Origin of the sequence: Streptomyces sp. WZ.A104 (assembly GCF_002382885.1) — a bacterium.
Taxonomy (GTDB): domain Bacteria; phylum Actinomycetota; class Actinomycetes; order Streptomycetales; family Streptomycetaceae; genus Streptomyces.
Window position 1 is genome coordinate 16446 of the sequence record NZ_NWVL01000063.1, and the last position, 18222, is coordinate 34667.

General features: G+C 71.1%; 17 protein-coding genes and 1 riboswitch. Of the genes, 2 read left to right on the plus strand and 15 right to left on the minus strand.

Annotated features, from left to right (window positions below):
* The first annotated feature begins 2 nt into the window (after positions 1 to 2).
* Entirely contained in the window at positions 3 to 920 is a 918-nt protein-coding gene (locus tag CIB93_RS27880; protein WP_096630830.1) for an STM4011 family radical SAM protein, read from the plus strand.
* Between the two features lie 12 nt (positions 921 to 932).
* On the opposite strand, the gene CIB93_RS27885 is transcribed toward CIB93_RS27880, so the two are convergent.
* Entirely contained in the window at positions 933 to 1760 is an 828-nt protein-coding gene (locus CIB93_RS27885) for an SGNH/GDSL hydrolase family protein (RefSeq protein WP_096630831.1), read from the minus strand.
* Positions 1761 to 1922: 162 nt separating this feature from the next.
* Positions 1923 to 2900, minus strand: coding sequence for a LysM peptidoglycan-binding domain-containing M23 family metallopeptidase (locus tag CIB93_RS27890; protein ID WP_096630833.1), 978 nt, complete (start codon positions 2898 to 2900; stop codon positions 1923 to 1925).
* 3 nt (positions 2901 to 2903) lie between these two features.
* A riboswitch (cyclic di-AMP (ydaO/yuaA leader) is annotated at positions 2904 to 3064 on the minus strand.
* A gap of 444 nt (positions 3065 to 3508) precedes the next feature.
* On the opposite strand from CIB93_RS27890, the gene CIB93_RS27895 reads away from it, so the two are divergent.
* Positions 3509 to 4321, plus strand: coding sequence for a tyrosine-protein phosphatase (locus tag CIB93_RS27895; protein ID WP_096630834.1), 813 nt, complete (start codon positions 3509 to 3511; stop codon positions 4319 to 4321).
* A gap of 3 nt (positions 4322 to 4324) precedes the next feature.
* Here the strand turns inward: CIB93_RS27895 and CIB93_RS38160 are convergent, their stop codons facing one another.
* The 13 genes from CIB93_RS38160 to CIB93_RS27955 form a co-directional block, all read right to left on the minus strand.
* Positions 4325 to 4498 carry a DUF6126 family protein gene (locus tag CIB93_RS38160; protein ID WP_179500273.1) on the minus strand — a complete coding sequence of 58 codons (174 nt, stop codon included), beginning with the start codon at positions 4496 to 4498 and terminating at the stop codon, positions 4325 to 4327.
* A 43-nt stretch (positions 4499 to 4541) separates the two neighbouring features.
* Positions 4542 to 5150, minus strand: a complete 609-nt coding sequence (locus tag CIB93_RS27900; RefSeq protein WP_096630836.1) for a helix-turn-helix domain-containing protein — start codon at positions 5148 to 5150, stop codon at positions 4542 to 4544.
* A gap of 72 nt (positions 5151 to 5222) precedes the next feature.
* Positions 5223 to 6620: an aspartate aminotransferase family protein gene (locus tag CIB93_RS27905; protein ID WP_096630837.1), complete on the minus strand. Its 1398-nt coding sequence runs from the start codon at positions 6618 to 6620 to the stop codon at positions 5223 to 5225.
* A 254-nt stretch (positions 6621 to 6874) separates the two neighbouring features.
* Positions 6875 to 7894 (minus strand): adenosyl-hopene transferase HpnH, encoded by a 1020-nt coding sequence (hpnH, locus tag CIB93_RS27910; protein WP_096630839.1) that lies wholly within the window; start codon positions 7892 to 7894, stop codon positions 6875 to 6877.
* Between the two features lie 5 nt (positions 7895 to 7899).
* The gene (locus tag CIB93_RS27915) at positions 7900 to 8547 is read right to left on the minus strand and encodes a 1-hydroxy-2-methyl-2-butenyl 4-diphosphate reductase (RefSeq protein WP_096630840.1); all 648 of its coding nucleotides are present in this window, start codon (positions 8545 to 8547) and stop codon (positions 7900 to 7902) included.
* Positions 8547 to 10547: a squalene--hopene cyclase gene (gene shc / locus CIB93_RS27920; RefSeq protein ID WP_096630842.1), complete on the minus strand. Its 2001-nt coding sequence runs from the start codon at positions 10545 to 10547 to the stop codon at positions 8547 to 8549. Before shc ends, CIB93_RS27915 begins: the two co-directional genes overlap by 1 nt.
* Before the next feature lie 107 nt (positions 10548 to 10654).
* Positions 10655 to 11758 carry a polyprenyl synthetase family protein gene (locus CIB93_RS27925; protein ID WP_096630843.1) on the minus strand — a complete coding sequence of 368 codons (1104 nt, stop codon included), beginning with the start codon at positions 11756 to 11758 and terminating at the stop codon, positions 10655 to 10657.
* Entirely contained in the window at positions 11755 to 13140 is a 1386-nt protein-coding gene (gene hpnE, locus CIB93_RS27930) for a hydroxysqualene dehydroxylase HpnE (protein WP_096630845.1), read from the minus strand. The genes CIB93_RS27925 and hpnE overlap by 4 nt, the downstream gene beginning before the upstream one ends.
* A gap of 118 nt (positions 13141 to 13258) precedes the next feature.
* Entirely contained in the window at positions 13259 to 14179 is a 921-nt protein-coding gene (gene hpnD / locus CIB93_RS27935) for a presqualene diphosphate synthase HpnD (RefSeq protein ID WP_179500274.1), read from the minus strand.
* Between the two features lie 29 nt (positions 14180 to 14208).
* Positions 14209 to 15120, minus strand: a complete 912-nt coding sequence (gene hpnC, locus CIB93_RS27940) for a squalene synthase HpnC (protein ID WP_096630846.1) — start codon at positions 15118 to 15120, stop codon at positions 14209 to 14211.
* A gap of 418 nt (positions 15121 to 15538) precedes the next feature.
* Positions 15539 to 16324: an ABC transporter ATP-binding protein gene (locus CIB93_RS27945; RefSeq protein WP_096630848.1), complete on the minus strand. Its 786-nt coding sequence runs from the start codon at positions 16322 to 16324 to the stop codon at positions 15539 to 15541.
* Positions 16317 to 17246, minus strand: coding sequence for an ABC transporter permease (locus tag CIB93_RS27950; protein WP_096630849.1), 930 nt, complete (start codon positions 17244 to 17246; stop codon positions 16317 to 16319). Before CIB93_RS27950 ends, CIB93_RS27945 begins: the two co-directional genes overlap by 8 nt.
* Before the next feature lie 101 nt (positions 17247 to 17347).
* Positions 17348 to 18220 carry a glycosyltransferase family 2 protein gene (locus tag CIB93_RS27955; protein ID WP_179500275.1) on the minus strand — a complete coding sequence of 291 codons (873 nt, stop codon included), beginning with the start codon at positions 18218 to 18220 and terminating at the stop codon, positions 17348 to 17350.
* Positions 18221 to 18222: the final 2 nt, after the last annotated feature.

Here is an 18222-nt window from a genome sequence, read left to right on the forward strand (position 1 = left end):
ACATGGACCTGACTTTTCTCTACCGCGGGCCGCTCGCCTCGTGCGACTACGACTGTCCCTACTGCCCGTTCGCCAAGCGGCGGGACAGCCGTGCGCGGCTGACGGCGGACCGGGAGGCGTTGGAGCGGTTCACCGGCTGGGCGGCGGAGCAGACCGGGGACCGGCTGTCCGTGCTGTTCACTCCGTGGGGCGAGGGGCTGGTCCGTTCCTGGTACCGCAGGGCGCTGACCGAGCTGTCCCATCTGCCGCACATCGGGCGGGTGGCGATCCAGACGAATCTGAGCTGCCGCACCGGCTGGCTGGCGGACGCCGATCCGGAGCGGGTCGCGCTGTGGTGCACGTACCACCCGGGGCAGACTCCGTACGAGCGCTTCCTCGGCCGGTGCCGGGAGCTGTCCGGGCTCGGTATCCGTTACAGCGTGGGCGTGGTGGGTTTCGACGAACACCTCGACGAGGCGCGGCGGCTGCGGGCGGCGCTGCCCGAGGAGGTCTACCTGTGGGTGAACGCGGCCGAGGGGCGTACGTACACCGACGAGGAGGCGGAGCGGTGGACGGAGCTGGACCCCCTCTTCCCGTACAGCAGGCACCCGCACCGCTCGGCCGGGCTGCCCTGCCGGACGGGTGAGTCGGTGGTCTCGGTGGACGGCGACGGGACCGTGCGGCGCTGTCACTTCGTCAAGGCGGAGCTGGGCAATCTCTACGACGGCAGCTACCGCCGGGCGCTCGGCCCGCGGGCCTGTCCGCTCGCCGTGTGCGACTGCCACATCGGCTATGTGCACCTGGAGACGCTGCCGCTGTACGACGTGTTCGCGGGCGGTGTCCTGGAGCGGATACCGGCGGGGCCCGGGGTGGGCATGCCTTCGGACGGGCTCGTGGTGCCGAGCCCGTCCCGGCGTACGCTCCCTCTGCTGGAGCCGTGACCGCTGCGAGCGCTACAGCGGCAGGAGGTCGGGACGCTTCGCCTCGACGTGGTCGCCGGAGGACTCGCCGCGCAGCCGCCGCCCGATCCACGGCACGAGGTACTCCCGCGCCCACTGGATGTTGTCGCGTCCCTCGTCGAAGGTGCTGCGCTGGGCCTGCGGCGGCCAGGGCTGGTCGGGGTCGGCCGGCACGTCGTGGCCGAGGACCTGGGCGGCGCGCAGCGCGACGCGGGTGTGGCCCTCGGGCGACAGGTGGAGCCGGTCGTTGTCCCAGGCTCGTCGGTCCTGGACGGAGCGGAGCGACCACAGGTCCAGCACCGGGCAGTGGTAGCGGTCGGCGATGGCCCGCAGATGGACGTTGTACGTGGCGATCTTGCCGCGCATGTGGCGCAGCACCGGAACGCCCCGGGTGTCGAAGCCGGTGGTGACCATGACCGTACCGACGGCGTTGCTCAGATCGGCGACCGCCCGCTCGAAGCGCTCGGCGAGGTCGTCGGGGTCGGCGCCGGGCCGGATGATGTCGTTGCCGCCCGCGCAGAAGCTGACCAGGTCGGGGGCCAGTTCCTTGGCGCGGGGGATCTGCTCCTCGACGATCTGGTCGAGGAGACGTCCGCGTACGGCGAGATTGGCGTAGCGGAAGTCCCCGTGCGGGGAGTCCTCCGGGCTGGTCGCCACGTCGGGGGCCGGGAGCCGGTCGGCGAGGAGCACCGCGAACCGGTCCGCCCAGCCGACGAAGGTCCCGTCGGGGCCGGGGTCCCCGACGCCCTCGGTGAAGCTGTCGCCAATCGCCGCGTACGACCCGATGATGTGCTGCTGGTTGTTTCTCGAATCGTCTGCCACAAGCACATATCCTGCACCGTTCAATGTGACCTACGCGACCGTAATATGGGGTTGACGGGTGGTGAGATAGACCACCCGGTCAGGTTTCGGTAAAGCTGGAATAAGTGGAGGGGCGGTGCGCCGCCGCGCACCGCCCCTCACTCACTTCTTGTTGCCCTCGGATCAGAGGGAGACGCCGTGCTGTCGCAGGTAGGCGATCGGGTCGACGTCGGAGCCGTAGCCCGGACCGGTGCGGACCTCGAAGTGGAGGTGCGGGCCGGTGGAGTTGCCGGTGGAGCCGGAGAGCCCGATCTGCTGGCCGCCGGTGACGGTCTGGCCGACGGAGACGCTCAGCGAGGACTGGTGGGCGTACTGGGAGTACATGCCGTCCTCGTGCTTGATGACGACCTCGTTGCCGTACGAACCGCTCCAGCCGGCCGAGACCACGGTGCCCGGGCCGATGGCGCGGATCGGGGTGCCGGAGGGGGCCTGGAAGTCCGAGCCGGTGTGGTAGCCGCTGGACCAGCTGGAGCCGGAAGCGCGGTACTGGGTGGTGACGTTGGCGTTGGCCAGCGGGGTCGTCCAGCCGGAGCCGGTCGCCTCGGAGGAGCCGGTCTGCGCGGAGCTGCCGGAGCCCTCGGAGTCGTCGGCGGAGATCGTGTCCGGCTTCGGGTCCTCCTTGGGCGCGGCCTTGGGGGCCTGCTCGGCCTTCTTCGGGGCGGCGGCCTGCGGAGCCGGTGCGGACTTCCCGGCCTTCGAAGGGGCGGCCGGGGCGGACGCCTTGGCGCCGAGGGTCAGCTTCATGCCGGGGAGGATCAGGCTGGGGTTCTCGCCGACGGTGGAACGGTTGTCCTTGTACAGCTTCTGCCAGCCGCCCTTGAGCTGGTGCTCGGCGGCGATCTTCGACAGGTAGTCACCCCGGACCACGGAGTAGGTCTTCGGGGCGGCCTTCGACGCGACGGGGGCGGTCTGCGGCGCGGTGTGCGCGGCGGCGACCGACGCGGCGGCGGGCTTGACTGCGGGAGCGGCCTGCTGCGCGGCGCCGGCTCCGGTGGCACCGATGAGCGGGAGGGCGAGTGCGGCGCCGCCGGTCCCCGCTGCGAGCACGCCGCGGGAGATCGGACCGGACTTCGGACGGCGGTGCTTACCCTTTGCGGGCATGGGGAATTTCCTCTCCGGCGCCTGCGAGGTGAGCTGTCGGGTTCGGGCTGGAGATGCCCGGTCGCACGGTGGCGACTTCACCCCGAGCCGGTCCGGATCACTCCGGGCCGGCGACTTACCTGGGTCCCCCGCTCCTGCCACACGTGAGTGGGTGGGTGCGAATTCCGGGCGGCGGCAGGATTAGGCGGTCCGTCCGGATTGACGGTGACCGTAAACGAGTCAGGACGAGCAGAACAAGCCATCGGTTGCGCGTAGGAATCATGGATTCGATCGCGGTCCGGATTTCCCGTCACACTCCGTGGATTACGGATCTTGGCTTTCCGTACGGGCAACGGGAATGGCCCGGGGAGCGATCACCACGGACCGTCACGGATATGATCCCGCTCACCCACGGAATCCCATCTCCCCCATTAGCGGGGCATGTTCTGCGAAATGCACCAATACGGACATGTCGCGGGCGGGACTCGTGATGCGGCGTCAGGCACACCCCCGCGACACCCCGGCCGGAGCGGGCAACCGTGATGATTTTCCGTCGAATCGATGTCGTATCGTCACGGGAGCGCCCTCGCCGGCGAGCCGCGCCGGCGCCAGAGATCCCAGGAGCCCCCGTGACGCAGCAGGTGCCGCAGGTCCCGCCGGCAGAGACCGCCCTGACCGGAGTCCGCAACTTCCGCGATGTGGGCGGGCTCCCCACCACGGACGGGCGGCACACCGCCTTCGGCCGGCTCTACCGCAGCGGCCACCTGGCGCACGCCACCGCCGAGGACGCGGCCTTCCTCGGCGGGCTCGGGCTGCACACGGTCTTCGACTTCCGCAATTCCGCCGACCACCGGCTCGACGGGTACGACATCGAGCTGACCGGTGTCCGCAATGTCAGCATTCCTCTCTCGGACCCGGCCGACGGCGCCGAGTTCTGGCGCCTGGTCCGCGACGGGAACATCGAGCAGCTGCGCTCGATCCTCGCGGACGGCCAGGGCACCGAGCGCATGATCCGGATGTACCGGTCGACGATCAAGGACCGCACCGCCGAGCACAGCCGGGTCCTGCACGCACTGGCCGAGGACAGCGTCCCGGCGCTGATGCACTGTGCCGCGGGCAAGGACCGGGCCGGGCTCTCGATAGCGGTCTCTCTGCTGGCGGTCGGCGTCGAGCGCGAGGCGATCGAGACGGACTACCTCAAGTCCAACGATCCCCACCGCCGGTACAAGGTGCAGCGCGCCGACATGTCCGAGACCGGGATGTCCCCCGAGGTCATGGAGCTCCTCAACCCGCTCTTCGGGGCGCAGCGCGAATACCTGGCGGCGGCCTTCGCGACGATCGAGGAGATCTGGGGAACGACGGACCGCTACCTGACGGAGGGGCTGAAGGTCTCCCCCCAGACCCGGGAGCGCCTGCGCGAGCGGCTGCTCGACCAGGGCTGAGGGCTACTCCGCGCCCGCCACCACGAAGAGCAGGTAGAGGAAGGCCGCGATCACATGGCCGACCACGAGGTAGGCGAAGAGCCGGATCACGAGGCCGCGCGGCATCCGGCGCTCCTGCGAGTCACCCTTCTTCGGGTGCCTCGGGCTCAGCGGGTCGTAATGCTCGGAATCGGACATGACGGTCCTCTCTGCCGGCCTCGCGGCCGGTGGAACGAAGGGGTCAGCGCACGTGGAGGGCGTTGCCGAGGCAGAGCTCGGCCGCGGGGCTCTGGAGCAGGGAGTGGACGAAGAGCAGTTCCGCGCCGCCGTGGTCCAGAGCCGCGATCCGGTGCGGGGTGAGCGAGTCGAAGTGGGCGCTGTCGCCGGGGTCGAGGTCGTGCACGGTGTCGCCGAGTCCGACCCGCAGCCGCCCGCCGAGCACGTACAGCCATTCCTCGCCGGGGTGCACCCGGACCAGGTCGCCCTGGGCTCCGTAGGGCACCCGGACGCGCAGCGCCTGCATCGCGCGGCCGGAACCGCCGGCCTGCCGGTACATCCAGCCGTCCGCCTCCGCACCCTCGAAGCCACCGCCTCGGATGATCGCGTCGCGTTCGGGCGGCTGCTCACCGAGCAGCTCGGAGACCGTCGTACCGTAGATACGCGCCAGCCCCAGGAGCATCGGCAGCGACGGCTGCCTGCGGCCGGTCTCCAGGCGGGAGAGGTGGGCCGGGGAGAGTCCGGCCCGCCGGGCGGCGGTCTCCAGGGTGAGGCCGCGGCCGCGGCGCAGCTCGCGCAGTCGGGGTGCGACGCCGGGGAGCTCGTCCGGCGCCCCTTCGTCCGGAGGGTTCATACCTCCATTGGGCCAGGATCTTTCCTCCTGGGCAAATAACTTGCCCAGGAGGCAAACATCTCGACGGGACGGTCAGCGGTTGGCCACGGCCTGCTTGACCAGGGTCCGGCCGAAGTCCCACATCAGCCCGCCGCCGCTGTGCGCCTCGTCCATCACGGCCGTGAACGCGGCTACGAAACGGTCCACCTCCGCGTCCCCGATGATCAGCGGCGGGATCAGCTTGATCACTTCCAGGTGGTCGCCGGAGACCTGGGTGAGGATGCGGTGCTTCTGGAGCAGCGGCACCACGACCATCTGGGCGAAGAGTCCCCTGCGGGCCGCCTGGAGCATGGTCCAGCGGCTGCGGAGCTTCAGCGAGGCGGGGCGGCCGAACTCGATGCCGATCATCAGCCCGCGCCCACGCACCTCATGCAGCAGCTCATAGCGGTCCACCAGTGCCGCGAGGCGTTCGCGCAGCAGGTCGCCGGTGCGCCGGGCGTTCGCGACGGTCTCCTCGTCCTCCATGACCGTGAGGACGGCGAGGCCCGCGGCCATCGCCTGGGCGTTGGAGCCGAAGCTCGCGGAGTGGACGAGGACCCGGTCCATCGAGGAGTAGACCTTGCGGAAGATCCAGTCCTTGCCGAGCGTCCCGCCGACGGGCACATAGCCGCCGGAGAGCGCCTTGGCCACACACACGAGGTCGGGCTCCACGCCGTCCTCGTGCTGGTAGGCGTAGAAGTCGCCGGTCCGGCCGAGGCCGGTCTGCACCTCGTCGGCGATCAGGAGCGCCTTGTGCCGGTGCAGCAGTTCCTGGGCCTGCCGCAGGAAGCCGGGCGGTGCGGCGTGCACGCCCTTGCCCTGGATCGGCTCGATGACCAGGGCCGCCACATCGCCCCGCTTCAGCTCGCGGCGCAGCGCGTCCAGGTCCCCGAGCGCGATCGCGGTGTCCGGCAGCAGCGGGGCGAAGCCGTCGCGGAACCCGCACTCCCCGTTGACCGAGAGGGAGCCGGTGGTCAGCCCGTGGAAGGCGTGGTCGCAGTAGAGGATGCGGGGCCTGCCGGTGGCGTAGCGGGCGAACTTCAGCGCCGTCTCGACGGCCTCCGTACCGCTGCTGCCGAAGAAGACACGCTCCAGGTGCGGGCTGTGGGCGAGGAGTTTCTCGGCGAGCAGCCCGGGCAGCGGCTGGCAGTCGAAGCGGGTGAGGTCGGCGAGCTGGGCGTCGAGGACGTCGTGCAGGGCCTGCCGGACGACGGGGTGGTGCCGGCCGATCCCCATGACGCCGAACCCGGCGAGCATGTCGAGGTAGTCGTTGCCGTCCGCGTCCCAGAAGTACGCGCCCTCGGCCCGCTCGTAGACCTTGTCGAAGCCGATGGTGTGCAGCATGCGCGGCAGCTGGTGGTTGAGGTGGCGCGCATGCAGGTCGTACCGCTCCGCCCCGCGCTCGGCGAGGAGCCGCGCCAGGTCGAAGCCCTTGGGTCCGCCGTCCGTCATCGCCCGCTCTTCTCCTTCGGGGTGTGCTGGTCCGTGGGGGTCTTCCGCCTCACCGTGGGAGCGGCACCGAATGTGCCGGGCGATCCCGGCCGGGGTGAGCCCGATCCCGGCGAGCGTCTCGGCACGTCCGGCGTGGGCGCGGAACCGGTCTCTCCACTGCGATGTCGGCCCACGGCCCGCTCTCTTCCTCGGCACAGGGGCGGGCCGACCGCCCGGGAGGGACCCGGACCGTCGGCCGCCCGCTGTTCACCTCGTCACCGGCTCCCGCTGACCGTCTCCCGTGCGGCACGCAGGGACTCCTTGAGAGAGCCCATGGTGGCGAGCACCGCCGTTGGTTCGTAGCCGCAGTGCGCCATGCAGTTGGCGCAGCGCGGATCCTTGCCCCGGCCGTACTTGTCCCAGTCGGTCTCCTCGATGAGCTGACGGTACGTCGGTACGTAGCCGTCGCTCATCAGGTAGCAGGGGCGCTGCCAGCCGAAGAGCGAGTAGTTGGGGATCGCCCAGGCGGTGCAGGGGAAGTCCGCCTTGCCTTCGAGGAAGTCCAGGAAGAGCGGCGAGTGGTTGAGCCGCCAGCGGGCCCGGTTGCCGCCCGCGAAGGCCTTCTTGAACAGCTCGCGGGTCTGGTCGACGCCGAGGAAGTGCTCCTGGTCGGGCGCCTTCTCGTAGGCGTAGGCGGGCGAGATCATCATCTCGTCGACATGGAGGTCGTCGTTGAGGTAGTTGAGGACCTCGATGATGGTCTGGGGGGTGTCCGTATTGAAGAAGGTGGAGTTGGTGGTGACGCGGAAGCCGCGTCGCTTGGCCTCCTTCATCGCGGCGACGGCCTCGTCGAAGACGCCTTCCTTGGCGACGGATTCGTCGTGCCGCTCACGCAGTCCGTCGATGTGCACGGCGAACGCGAAGTACGGGGACGGAGTGAACTTGTCGAGCTTCTTCCGCATCAGCATCGCGTTGGTGCACAGGAAGACGTACTTCTTCTTCGCGACGAGCTGACGCACGATCTCATCGATCTGCGGATGCATCAGAGGTTCGCCACCGGCGATGGACACCATGGGAGCGCCGGATTCGAGCACCGCTCCGACCGCCTGGGCGACCGGCATGCGCTGCTTCAGGACACCGGCCGGGTGCTGGATCTTCCCGCAGCCCTCGCAGGCGAGGTTGCAGGCGAACAACGGCTCCAGCTCGACGATCAGCGGGAACTTCTCACGCTTGCGGAGCTTCTGTTCGAAGAGATACGTCGCAACCTTGATGGACTGACGGAGCGGCATGGCCATCTAGCTCACCTCCTGGGGAGCAGTAAAGATCGGTGCCATTCATAGAAAGCCGGAAGGACGGCACGGAGAACGCGGAAGGCTGATATTCCACCGCGTACCGTGCCGATGCGGACGAGCTCATGCTCTGGAGCGTCCACGACCACCCGGACGGCCGCAACCGGGCGCGGTCCGTGGCACAGGGCGGTGCGCAGTGTCGCGGCGGACTCCATGTCCACGGCGATCGCCCCGCCCGCCCGCAGCGCGGCCCGCTCGGGGCCCCGTACGACGTGGTCGGAGCCGGTGAGCGGGCCGGTGTGGACGGTGCGGCCCGGCACCGCCCGGGCGAGCGCGGCGACCAGGACGCCCGTCCCGGTGCAGGGCGTGGAGCCGTCGGCGTCCCGGGTCTCCTCGGCGACGACCAGGTCCCCGGGGTGCATCCCGGGGGCGAGCCCGGCGCAGAAGCCGGCGGCGATGACCGCGGCGTCGGGGACCCCGCCGGGCCCCAGGAGGCGCGCCACGGCCGCCTCGGCGGCCCGGGGGCCCATTCCGGTACGCAGGACCCGCACCGGGCCCGGGGCGCCCCTGCCGCTGCGCAGGGCCACCTGCTCGATGCCGAGCGCGCAGGCGACCAGCAGCGGCGGCACGGGGGTTCCCGGTCCGCGCGGATGGCCCATCAGGCCCCCTCCCCCAGGTCCGTACGGTCGGCGAACGGGTCGCCGTGGACGTAGCGCCCGAGTGCGGTGAGGGGGAAGACCTGGCGGTAGAGGTGGTAGTTGATCGAGAAGTCCCAGGGGAAACCTGTGCCGGTGAAGTAGGGCTCGTCCCAGGAGCCGTCGGCCTGCTGGGCCTCGGTCAGCCAGGTGACCCCGCGGGCGACCGAAGGGGTGTCGCGGCGGCCCGCGGCGAGCAGGGCGAGCAGCGCCCAGGCGGTCTGGGACGCGGTGGACTCACCGTGCCCGATCCACTTCTCCTCCTGGTAGGAGCGCAGGTCCTCGCCCCAGCCGCCGTCGTCGTTCTGCACGGATTCCAGCCAGTCGACGGCCCGGCGGATCGCGGGGTGTCCGGCGGGCAGCCCGGCGGCGGTCAGGGCAGGCACCACCGACCCCGTGCCGTAGACGTAGTTGACGCCCCAGCGGCCGAACCAGGCCCCGCACGCCTCCTGTTCGGCCAGGAGCCACTCGATGCCCTGCCGGGTACGGGGGTGGTTCGCGAGCCCCTCGACGGCGAGCATCTCCACGACATGGCCGGTGACATCGGCCGACGGCGGGTCGATGACCTCGCCGAAGTCGCAGAACGGCAGGCGGTTGGGGAAGGCGCTGGTGTTGTCCGCGTCGAACGCGCCCCAGGCCCCGTTGCGGGACTGCATCCCGAGGTTCCAGCGGACCCCGCGGGCGATGGCGGCCTCCAGCCTGGCCGGGTCGGGGTGACGCACCCGGCGCAGCGCCAGGACGACTTCGGCGGTGTCGTCGATGTCCGGGTAGTTGTCGTTGTGGAACTCGAACGCCCAGCCCCCGGGGGCGAGTTCGGGTTTCCGCACCGACCAGTCACCGGGCCGGGTGATCTCCTCGTCCAGCATCCAGTCGGCGGCCTTCACCAGGGCCGGGTGGTCGGGCCGCAGTCCGGCGTCGGCCAGTGCGATGGTGGCCAGACAGGTGTCCCAGACGGGCGACTGGCAGGCCTCGACCATCCGCGCCCCGTCCTCGCGATGGACGGCGAACCGGTCCAGCGAGGCCAGTCCGGCCCGCATCACCGGGTGGTCGAGGTCGTAGCCGAGCAGATGCAGCGCGATGATGGAGTAGACGGCCGGTGGCTGAATCCCGCCCCAGCAGCCGTCGTTCTCCTGCCGCTCGATGATCCAGCGGGCCGCCGCGTTCATCGCGATCCGGCGCAGCGGGCGGGGGGCGACCTTGTGGTAGAGGTGCAGCCCCTTGTCGAGGCGCTGGAAGAGGCCGTCCCAGCTGGCCGCCGGGGCGAGCTTCCTGGGCGGGCTGGGCCGGGCGGGGTCGCTGTGCAGCTCGTCCAGGGCGAAGGGTGCGGGCCGCACCGGGCGCTTCGCGGAGACGATGGTCAGGGGAACGATGGTCTGGCGGGCCCAGCAGCCGAAGTCGTAGATGTTGAGCGGGACCCACTTGGGGAAGAACATGAGCTCGGGCGGGAGTTCGGGGAGGTCGTCCCACTTCCACCAGCCGAACAGGGCGAGCCAGATCCGGGTGAAGACCCGGGCGGCCGCGATGCCGCCCTGCTCCCTGATCCATCCTGAGGCGCGCGCCATGTGCGGCTCGTCGGGGCGGTCCCCGGCCAGCCTGAGGGCCACGTACGCCTCGATGGTGGCGGAGAGGTCGGCGGGGCCGCCGTAGAAGGTGTTCCAGGTGCCGTCGCCGAGCTGTTCGCCCCGGATGAAGAGGGCGGCCGCCCGGGTGGTCCCGGGGTCCTGGATGCCGAGGAACTGGCGCAGGAGCAGGTCCTCGGCATCCATGGTGACGTTGGTGGCGAGGTCGCCCTTCCACCAGCCCTGCTCGTCCTGTCTGCCGAGCAGGTGCTCCACGGAGCGTTCCGCTGCCCGCCGCGCGGCGGCGAGCACGTCGTCCGCGGCGATGGTCGTGTCGGCCGGATGGGCGGCCGGGAGTGCCGACAGGCTGGCGGCCCCGGTCGGTCCGTCGGTCGTCGCTGTCATGAGCTTCCCCTTACGTGCAGTGGTTTCTCTGCTGTGCTGGGGTCTCCGTCGGCCGACGCCCAGATCAGGGCGCCGGCCGGCGACTGCGAGTCATATGCGTGTGCTGATCATCTCTTGCGTACCACCACGAAGTCCGCGAGCGCGGTGAGCTGCTCCCGCACCCGGTGCGGCATGTCGACCGCATGCAGCGCCTCGACGGCGATCGCGTGCTGACGACGGGCTTCCTGGGCGGTCCACTCACGGCCGCCCGCCTCCTCGATGAGCGCCGCGCGGGCGGCGAACTCCTCTTCGGAGAAGCTGTCGAAGTCGCTGCTCTTGGCGTCGGCGGCGAGCAGTTCGCCCAGCCGCTCGGAGGCCTCGCCGCCCGCGGCGAGCGCCGCGACGACGGGCAGGGACTTCTTGCGCTGGCGCAGATCGCTCCAGGTCTGCTTGCCCGTCGACTCCGGGTCGCCCCAGATGCCGAGCAGGTCGTCGACGGCCTGGAAGGCGAGGCCGAGGTGGTAGCCGTACGCCTCCAGGGTGTCGGCTGTGCGGTCGTCCGCCCCGCCGAGCACCGCGCCGATGGAGACCGCGCAGGCCAGCAGGGCGCCGGTCTTGTTGCCCTCCATCTCCAGGCACTCCTCGACGGTGACCCGCTCGCGGTGCTCGTAGGAGATGTCCTGGGCCTGCCCGTCGATGAGCTTGCGGGTGGCGGTGGTCAGCCGCCGCGCCGCGCGGCCCGCCTCTACCGTGCCGAGCTCCAGCAGCAGGTCGTAGGCGAGTGCGAAGAGCGCGTCGCCGACCAGGATCGCCTGGGCCGGGCCGTGCACCTTCCACACGGTGTCGCGGTGGCGGCGCTGCTCGTCGCCGTCCATCAGGTCGTCGTGCAGCAACGAGAAGTTGTGCACGAGTTCGACGGCCACCGCGCCGGGGACGCCGGCCTCGGCGGGGGCGCCCGCCGCTTCGGCGGACAGCAGGGCGAGGGCGGGACGCACGGCCTTGCCGCCGTCGCCGTCCGAGGGGCGTCCCTCGGCGTCGATCCAGCCGAAGTGGTAGGCGGCGACGGTGTCCATGGGCGGCGCGAGCCGGTCCACGGCAGCCCGCAGCACCGGCGCTGACAGGGCTCGTCCGCGCTCCAGAAGCGCGGTGACATCCGTGGTGTCGGCCACGGTGTCGAAAGCCGGATTCGCCGGGGTCACTGACTCTCCTCTTGTTCCGGTGGTACTGCTCATGCCGCCTCCTGCAGCGGATGTCCATGGGGGCGGCCGAGGTTCTGGAGGGCCGCGTCGGCGGCTGCGGTGCCACTGCGCACAGCACCTTCCATGGTCGCGGGCCAGCCGGTGTCGGTCCAGGCCCCCGCCAGCTGGAGGCCGGGCGCCCGGGTGCGTGGGCCGGGGCGCAGCCGCCCGACGCCCGGAGCGGGCGCGAAGGTGGCGGTGCGCTCCCTGGTGACGAAGAAGTCCCGGATGCCCGCGCCGCGGGCGGCGGGGAGCAGCCGCTCCAGCTCGGGCAGATAGCGGGCGCGCAGGTCGGCGACGGGGAGGTCGATCTCGTCCTGGGCGGCGGACTGCGAGACGGCCAGATACTGCCCGGGGCCGACGAGTCCCGAGGAGTGGGTGCGGTCGAAGACCCACTGGACCGGGGAGCCGATGGCGGCGAAGAACGGCCGGCGCAGCACCTTGCGGTCGTAGACGACGTGCACGTTGAGGATGGGGGCGTAGGGGATGTCGAGCAGCAGGTCCGGCTCGTCCAGCGCGCCCTCGGGCAGCAGGTCGTGGGTCTCGGTCTGCGGGACGGCGAGGACGACGGTGTCGGCGGTGATCCGCTCCCCCGCCGTCTCGACGGTCCACCGGCCGTCCTCGGTGCGGGTCAGGGAGCCCACCTTGGCGCGCAGCTCCGTGCGGACGCCCGCGGTGTCCAGGGCCTTGCGGGCGAGGGTGTCGTGCAGCTCGCCGAGGGGGACGGTGGCCCAGCCGATGTCGGCGGCGCCGGGCTCGGAGAGCAGTCCGGTCTTGAAGACCTTGGCAGCGAGCGCCATGGAGGCGTCAGGGGCGGTGGCGTTGAGCGTGGCGACGCCGACGAGGTCCCAGAGCGCCTCGACGGCGCGCTGCGACTGGCCGTGCCGCCGGAGCCAGGTCGCGAAGTCGACGCGGTCGAGCTCGGGGTCGGCCGGGTCGAGGCGGCCGAGGGCGAGGGCCGCGCGGCCGACGGCCGCCTTCTCGGCGAGCGAGAGGTGGGGGTAGGCGGCGAGGCCGCCCGCCAGATGCAGCGGTACCGGCAGGGCGGTGCGGCGCAGCCGCCCCAGGCGCGGCCCGGCGGCCCGGCCGACGTCGAGCACGGGCACGTCCAGGCGGTCCTGGAGGGGCGCCAGCCGGGCGGCGTCGATCCGGTCGAGGAACCAGCGGTAGGCGGTGCAGCAGCGCAGGTAGACGTGCTGGCCGTTGTCGACGGTGAGGTCGCCGCGCTGGAAGGAGAAGGCGAGGCCGCCGAGGCGGGGCCGCCCTTCGAGCAAGGTCACATCAAGACCGGCGTCGGCCAGGCGGAGGGCCGCCGTGATGCCGGCGAGGCCGCCTCCGACGACGACCGCGACGGGGCGCGGGAGGTCGTCGCTCATGCGGGCCCCTCTCGCCGGATCGTCGCAGTGCGGCGGGTCGCCGTCACGCAGATCGTCGCAGTCAGGGACGCGTCGGGCCACCGGAGCGTGACCGAAGGTCCGGACCTGGGAGAACGCATCAGGCTCGCCCCCTGGCGGTCAGCTTCGAGATGTGGCGGGCGTCCAGTCCGGACAGGCCGCGCACCGCGACGTAGGCCTTCTCGTGGCCGGGCAGCGAGACCCGGCCGCGCAGGACGGCCTCGGGGTCACGCTCGATCCGGTCGAGGAGGCGGCGGTAGATCCCGGCCATGGCGGCGACGCAGGCGCCGCTGCGACGGTCGAGCATCGGCAGCAGGCGGTAGCCCTCGGCGAACAGGGCGCGGGCGCGGCGGACCTCGAAGTGGACCAGGCCGGCGAAGTCGGAGCCGGGGGGCGGGGTGGCCCGGTGGAATCCGGCGGAGCAGCCGAACTTGGCCAGGTCGTCGGCGGGGAGGTAGGTGCGCCCGTTTCCGGCGTCCTCGCGGACGTCGCGCAGGATGTTGGTGAGCTGGAGGGCGAGGCCGAGGGTGTCGGCGTACTCCGCGGCGCGCTCGGCCCCGCGGGCCCCCGGTTCCGTACCGAACACGCCGAGGCTGAGGCGGCCGATGGCGCCCGCGACACAGCGGCAGTACGTCCTGAGGTCGTCCCAGGTCTCGTAGGTCGCGCCCCGCACGTCCATCAGGACGCCGTCGATCAGTTCGTCGAGCCCTTCGAGCGGCAGCGGGAACCGGCGGGCGGCGTCGGTGAGCGCCACGGCGACCGGGTCGGTGTCGTCCTCGTCGACCGAGCCCTTCCGGATCCGGTCGAGCAGCTCGCGGGTGCTCTCCAGCCGGGTCCGCTTGGTCTCCGGGTCCAGTTCCCCGTCGCCGATGTCGTCGACCCGACGGGAGAAGGCGTACAGCGCCGACATGGCCTGCCGCTTGTCGTACGGCAGCAGCCTGATGCCGTAGGCGAAGTTACGTGCCTGCTGTCCGGTGACGGCCTCGCAGTAACTGTATGCGGCCTGCACCGGCGGCGACATGTACGTCGTCTGTCCCTCCACGGTCCGGCTCACCTCTCTCCACGCGCTCTTCGCAAGACGGTTCCCACTTCGCGCAGCAGCCTGGGCTTTGTGGGCTTGGGCGGTCCGGGCAGTACGTCGAACCCGGCGGCCGAGATCGCGGCGAGCGCGGCGCGGCCGCCTCCGACGAATCCGGCGAGGAGCAGCTTGAGCCTGCCGTCGACGCTGCCCACCAGGGGGGTGCCCGCGTCCAGCAGCTCGCTGGCGCGCCGGGCCTCGTAGGCGATCAGGGCACGCACCGAGGCTCCGGCGGACGGCCGGCCCAGGTCGGATTCGGTGACGTGGAAGCGGTCCATGTCCTCGGCGGGCAGATAGATCCGGTCGCGTCCGAGGTCCTCGGCCACGTCCTGGAGGTGCTCGACGATCTGGAGCGCGGTGCACACGGCGTCGGAGCGGCGGATGCGTTCCGGGCTCGCGGTGCCGGTGAGGGCGAGGACCAGGCGGCCGACCGGGTTCGCGGAGAGTTCGCAGTAGGCGGCGAGCTCGGCGTAGGTCCCGTAGCGGCGGATCTTCTGGTCCTGCCGGTTGGCCTCGATCAGGCCGATGAAGGGCTCGGGGGTGAGCGCTCGGCGCCGCACGGTGGGGCGCAGGGCGCGGAGCAAGGGGTGGTGCGGTTCCTCGCCGGTGGTGGCGAAGACCCGGTGCAGATCGGTCTCGAAGGCGTCGAGCATGGCGAGCCGGTCGTCGCTCTGCTCCGGCTCCAGGCCCAGGTGGCGGGCGTCGGCGCCGCCGGGGGCGAGGTCGCCGTCGCCGATGTCGTCGACGAGCCGGGCGTAGCCGTAGACCGCCATCAGGTCGTCGCGCCAGGCGCGGGGCAGGAAGAAGGGCGCGACGGGGAAGTTCTCGTCCGCGGCCTTGCCGAGGGTGGCGTCACCGGTGCGCGCCTCGGGGGTGGAGGTCACTGCCGACCGCCCGGCGCGGGGACGGCGAAACCACGTCGGAGCTGGAGATCTTCCGTCATTGCCGTCACATCTCCCGTTCTACACTGCTGACCCAAAACATCCCTTTTCGGACACGCCGCTCGTGCTTCCGAGTGCACTGCGGCACAGCGGGCGAAGCGCCGGGGGCGGATCGCCCCACTTGCCATGAATCAGCACCGCTACAGCTTACGTTGTACAGCTCACAGAGCCGCGCCGGGGTGGAACGCCTCGCGCTACGTCGCCGCCGTTTCCTGTCAACCTTCCCCGCGCACGGTCGAATTGACGTCATCCGCCGGGAGGAGATCGCCCCTGGGCCCTACTGCGGAGGGTTTCCCGGCGGCGCACACCGCGTGGCCCCCGCCGGATCGGTCCGGCAGGGGCCACGGGATGCGGACGGGGGCTACTTGCCCGTTTCGCGCTCGTACGCCTTGAGGACTTCCTCGGTGGGCCCGTCCATCAGGAGCTCGCCCTTCTCCAGCCAGAGCGCCCGGTCGCAGGTGTCCCGGATCGACTTGTTGTTGTGGCTGACCAGGAAGACGGTGCCCGCCTCCTTGCGGAGCTCGCGGATGCGTTCCTCGGAGCGGACCCGGAACTTGCGGTCGCCGGTGGCCAGCGCCTCGTCGATCATGAGGACGTCGTGGTTCTTGGCAGCGGCGATGGAGAAGCGCAGGCGCGCCGCCATACCGGAGGAGTACGTCCGCATCGGCAGGGTGATGAAGTCACCCTTCTCGTTGATCCCGGAGAAGTCCACGATCTCCTGGTAGCGCTCGCGGATCTCGTCCCGGCTCATGCCCATGGCCAGACCGCCGAGGACGACGTTGCGCTCGCCGGTCAGATCGCTCATCAGCGCCGCGTTCACGCCGAGCAGCGAGGGCTGGCCGTCGGTGTACACCTGGCCGGACTCGGTCGGCAGCAGACCGGCGATGGCCCGCAGCAGCGTCGACTTGCCGGAGCCGTTGGTGCCGATGAGGCCGATGGCCTCGCCGCGGTAGGCGGTGAAGGAGACACCGCGCACGGCGTGCACCTTCCTGACCCCGCGCGGCTCGCCCTTGCCCCGCCGCATCATGCGGCTCAGCGCCGCGGTGGCACTGCCCCGGCCGCCGCCCGTGCCGTTGACCCGGTACACGATGTGCACGTCGTCGGCGATCACCGTGGGAATGCGCCCCTGTGCGTTGTCCTCAGCCACGGCCGTACCGTTCCTCTGCCTTCCAGAAGTACACGAATCCCACGACGCCCAGCAGCACGGCCCAGCCCAGGCCGACGGCCCAGACGTGGTCCGGCAGGTTCTCGGAGCCGTATCCGTCGATCATCGCGAAGCGGACCAGGTCCATGTAGACCGCCGCCGGGTTGTACTGGAGCACGTCGGCGATCCAGGCCGGCTTGTCCTTGAGCATGACCGGGATGGAGAACATGACGCCCGAGGCGTACATCCAGGTCCGCATGACGAACGGCATCAGCTGCGCGAGGTCGGGGGTCTTGGCGCCGAGCCGCGCCATGACGAGGGCCAGGCCGGTGTTGAAGAAGAACTGGAGAATCAGGGCGGGAATCACCAGGAGCCAGGACAGCGAGGGGTAGCTGCCGAAGATGACGGCGACCGCGACCAGCACGATCATCGAGAACAGCAGCTGCTGGAGCTGCTGGAGCGAGAACGAGATGGGCAGCGAGGCCCGGGGGAAGTGGAGGGCCCGGACCAGGCCGAGGTTCCCGGAGATCGACCGGACCCCCGCCATCACGGAGCTCTGGGTGAAGGTGAAGACGAAGACGCCGGTGACCAGGAACGGCACGAAGACGTCGTGGGGAATCCCCTCCCTGGTCCCCAGGATCAGCCCGAAGATCAGGTAATAGACACAGGCGTTCAGCAGGGGCGTGACCACTTGCCACAGCTGGCCCAGTTTGGCCTGGCTGTACTGCGCGGTCAGCTTCGCCCGGGAGAAGGCCAGGATGAAGTGGCGTCGGCCCCAGAGCTGTCTCATGTACTCGAACAGCCCGGGCCTGGCGCCGCTCACGGTCAGGCCGTGCTTGGCGGCCAGCTGGGCGGCGCTCAGGCCCTCGTCGGCGGACGGTGGGGTGCCGAGGGCTACCCCACCGTCGTGGGTCGTGTCACTCACAAGTTGAAACTCTCGTCTTCACGCGCAGCCAGTCGCGGGCGCGGCTCAGGCGGACAGGTTCCGGAAAGAAAATACGCCTCATGCTCTCAGAGGAAAGCCTCTCAGATGACCGGAGGTCGGCCCAGCCTCGTCAGCCGCCACACCGTACGCCACTTCATCGGGCGGCGGGGGCCGCAGGGCGTCGACCAGCCTTCCCGGAAACCGCCGGACCACGCCCGCAGTGCGGGCAACGACGGGCGTCTGACCAGGGTCAGCAGCAGCCAGACCCCCAGATAGAGGGGAACCAGCGGGGCGGGGAGGTTGCGGCGGGCGAGCCAGACCCGGTTGCGGGCCACCATGCGGTGGTAGACCGCGTGCCGGGAGGGGGCGGTGGTGGGGTGGTTCAGCACCATGTCCGCGCGATAGTCGATCATCCAGCCCGCGTCCAGCGCCCGCCAGGCCAGGTCCGTCTCCTCGTGCGCGTAGAAGAACTCCTCCGGCAGCGGGCCGACCTCGGCGATGACCTTGGTCCGTACGGCGTTGGCGCCGCCCAGGAAGGTCGTCACGCGCGAGGAGCGCATCGGGTCGGCCGCCCGCAGCCGGGGTACGTGGCGGCGCTGGGTGCCGCCAGTGTCCGGGTCCGCGATCCGGAAGGTGATGATGCCGAGCTTCGCGTCCGCCTCGAACGCCCGGCGGCACAGTTCGGCGGTGTCCCGGTTCGGAAGCAGCCCGTCGTCGTCCAGGAAGAGCAGGGCGTCCACGTCGGCCCCGCACGGGCCGAACGCCTCGATGCCGACGTTGCGGCCACCGGGGATGCCGAGGTTCTCCGGCAGCTCCACGGTGCGCACCCCGGCCGGGACGTCCGGGACCGGGGCGCCGTTGCCGACGACCACGACCTCGATCCGGTCACCGTGCTGGGCGGTGACCGAATCGAGGAGGGCGCGGAGCTCGTCGGGGCGGTTGCCCATGGTGATGATCACCGCGCCCAGTTTCATGG